The sequence below is a fragment of the Thiohalocapsa sp. genome (genome assembly GCF_019695415.1).
GTDB lineage: Bacteria > Pseudomonadota > Gammaproteobacteria > Chromatiales > Chromatiaceae > Thiohalocapsa.
This window is the reverse complement of record NZ_JAIFKJ010000558.1, coordinates 1-2,832: the sequence shown is the minus strand read 5'-3', so window position 1 is coordinate 2,832 and position 2,832 is coordinate 1. Positions and strand designations below refer to the sequence as shown.

The window sequence follows — 2,832 nt, the reverse complement described above, 5'->3', positions numbered from 1 at the left end:
GCGTTGCACCCCCAATACCTGCGAGGGCCACCGCGCCCGGGTGATGGACAAAATGCGCGCATACGCACTCGCCGAGCTGGTGCGGATGGTGATGATTGCGGGTGGGGGAGGTTGATAGGAAGGGCGGAGGGCTGAGGGCGGAGGAACGGGCTGTGCGCTTGCTTCGCCGGCCGCCGGCACTGATGCTTTCGTCAGCCCTCAGCCCTCAGCCCTCAGCCCTCCGCCCTTCGCCTGACTCCGCCCGTGCTATCTGTCTTGTCTCGCCCGCCGTCCAAAGTCGTCGCCTGGTCGATCTACGATTGGGCCAACTCGGCCTTTGCGACGGTGGTCATTGCGGGCTTCTTTCCGGTGTTTTTCTCGCAGTTCTGGGCGCAGGATTTGCCGGATGCCCAGAGCACCCAGTGGCTCGGCTACACGTCCAGCGCTGCGAGCCTGATCCTGGTGCTGCCGGCGCCGGTGCTGGGCGCATTGGCGGATCAGCTCGGCGCGAAGAAGCGCTTTCTGCTCGGCTTCACGCTGCTCGGGGTGCTGGCCACCGCGGCGCTGTTCTGGCTCGGCGCCGGGCACTGGCAGGCGGCGCTGCTGCTGTATCTCGCGGGGCTGCTCGGCTTCCTGGGCGGGAACGTCTTCAATGACGCGCTGATCACCGATGTTGCCGCACCGTCGGACTACGAGCGCGCGTCCTCGCTGGCCTACGCCCTGGGTTATCTCGGCGGCGGCCTGCTCTTTGCCGTCAACGTCGTGATGGTGCTCGTGCCGGAGCGCTTCGGCTTCGCCGACGAGGGCGAGGCGGTTCAGGCGGCCTTCCTGGCGGTTGCGCTCTGGTGGGCCCTGTTCACGGTGCCGCTCGCGCTCTTCGTGCCCGAGAGCCAGGGGCTCGGGCGGCGCTCACTGCGGGGGGCTGCCATCGGTGCCTTTCGCGAGCTGGGCCGGACCTTGCGGCAGATCCGCCAGCTCCCCAACACCTTCCTGTTCCTGCTGGCCTACTGGTTCTACATCGACGGCGTGGACACCATCGTCTTCATGGCCGTCAAGTACGGCCTCGATTTGGGCTTCGCGTCATCAAGCCTGATGCTGGCGCTGCTCATCACCCAATTCGTGGGCTTTCCGGCGGCGCTGCTGTTCGGGCGCCTCGGCGTCCGCTTTGGGCCCAAGCCTGCGATTCTGGTCGCCATCGGCGTCTATGTGCTGGTGGTGCTGGCGGCCACCCAAATGACCCGTGTGGAGCACTTCTATGCGCTGGCAGCCGCCATCGGCCTGGTGCAGGGGGGCATCCAGGCACTGAGCCGGGCGCTCTTCGCCGGGCTCATTCCGGCCGGGCAGACGGCGGAGCTGTTCGGTTTCTATAACATGGTAGGCAAGTTCGCGGCGGTGCTTGGGCCTTTCCTGGTGGGCACCACGGCGGCGCTCGCCGGTGACCCGCGCTTCTCGCTGCTGCCCATCCTGTGCCTGTTCCTCCTCGGCGCGGCACTCCTGTGGCGGGTGGACGTGGCGGCCGGTAAGCGGGATGCGGCAGCCGTGCCGGCGCCGCCGCGGGGGCCGCTCGCTGCGGGCTAGCCGCGCGGGTCGGTGCTGCGGCAGGCGATTCGGCATGGGTGGCTACGTCGTCAAGCGCCTGCTGCTGCTGGCGCCGGTGCTGCTCGGCGTCTCGCTGGTGGTGTTCGCGGTGATGGCGCTGGTGCCCGGAGATCCGGCGCTGGCCATCCTGGGTCCCTATGCGACGCCGGAGCGGCTTGCCGAGCTGCGGGCGGAGCTGCACCTGGATCAGCCCTGGTGGCGGCGCTGGCTTGGTTGGGTCGCCGGCATCCTGCAGGGTGAGATGGGTCGCTCGGTGTCGCTGGAGCGGCCGGTGGCGGCGGCCGTGCTGGAGCGCTTGGGGCCGACCCTGTTGCTGGCGGGGGCAGCCCTCGCCCTGGGAGCGGTGTTGGGGCTCGCGGCGGGTCTGTTGGCGGCGCTGCGCCATAACCGCATCACTGACCGGCTGGTGACCCTGACGGTGCTGCTCGGCATCTCCTTGCCGCCGTTTTGGCTCGGGCTGCTGCTGATTCTGCTGTTTGCCGTCTGGCTCGGCTGGCTGCCGGCGAGCGGTATGGTCACGCCCTGGCTTACGGGCACGGACCCCGGCACGGCCGCAGCCGCCGCGGATATCCTACGCAACCTTCTTCTGCCGAGCCTGAGCCTGGCGCTGGTTGCCGCCGGCGTCATCGGGCGCACTGGCCGCGGCCCCGCCCCGGAGGTGGTTCACGCGGGACACCACAGGCTGTGCCGGGCGCGCGGGCTCACGGAGCGGCGCATCCTGCTGGCGCACGCGCTGAAGGGCGTGCTGGCGAGGGTGATGCCGGTCATCGGCCTGCAGGCGGGCTTCGTGCTCGGCGGCGCGGTGTACATCGAGACCATCTTTCAGTGGCCAGGTCTGGGCCGGCTGCTGGTGGACGCCATCGCCGCTCGGGATCTCCTGCTGGTGCAGGGCGGGGTGATGGTGCTGGCGGCTGCCTATGTGCTGGTGAACCTGGCCACGGACCTGGCCCAGCATGCGCTGGACCCGCGCACGGCCGCCGCATGAGCGGCGCTGTCCAGGCAATGCCGAGCGGCCCGAATGTGCGCGCCGACGCGCTGCAGCGCCTGCGCCGGCATCCGGCGGCACTGACGGGCCTCGCACTCCTGGCGCTGATACTGCTGCCGGCGCTCGCGGCGCCGCTGCTGCCCCTGCCCGACCCGGCGCTGACCGACCCCGCCCGCCGCATGCTGCCCGCACTCTCGCCGGGCCATCCGCTGGGGACGGATCACCTCGGGCGCGATCTGCTCTCGCGGCTGCTGTGGGGCACGCGGGCC

General features: G+C 70.3%; 2 protein-coding genes and 1 pseudogene. All 3 read left to right on the top strand.

Annotated elements, in window-relative coordinates:
• Positions 1-255 precede the first annotated feature (255 nt).
• Positions 256-1,557 carry an MFS transporter gene (locus tag I6U14_RS15525; protein WP_296900428.1) on the top strand — a complete coding sequence of 434 codons (1,302 nt, stop codon included), beginning with the start codon at positions 256-258 and terminating at the stop codon, positions 1,555-1,557.
• 34 nt (positions 1,558-1,591) lie between these two features.
• Positions 1,592-2,563: an ABC transporter permease gene (locus I6U14_RS15520; protein ID WP_296900427.1), complete on the top strand. Its 972-nt coding sequence runs from the start codon at positions 1,592-1,594 to the stop codon at positions 2,561-2,563.
• A pseudogene (locus I6U14_RS15515) lies at positions 2,560-2,832 on the top strand (hypothetical protein); the annotation flags it as partial. The gene I6U14_RS15520 and the pseudogene I6U14_RS15515, both read left to right, overlap by 4 nt.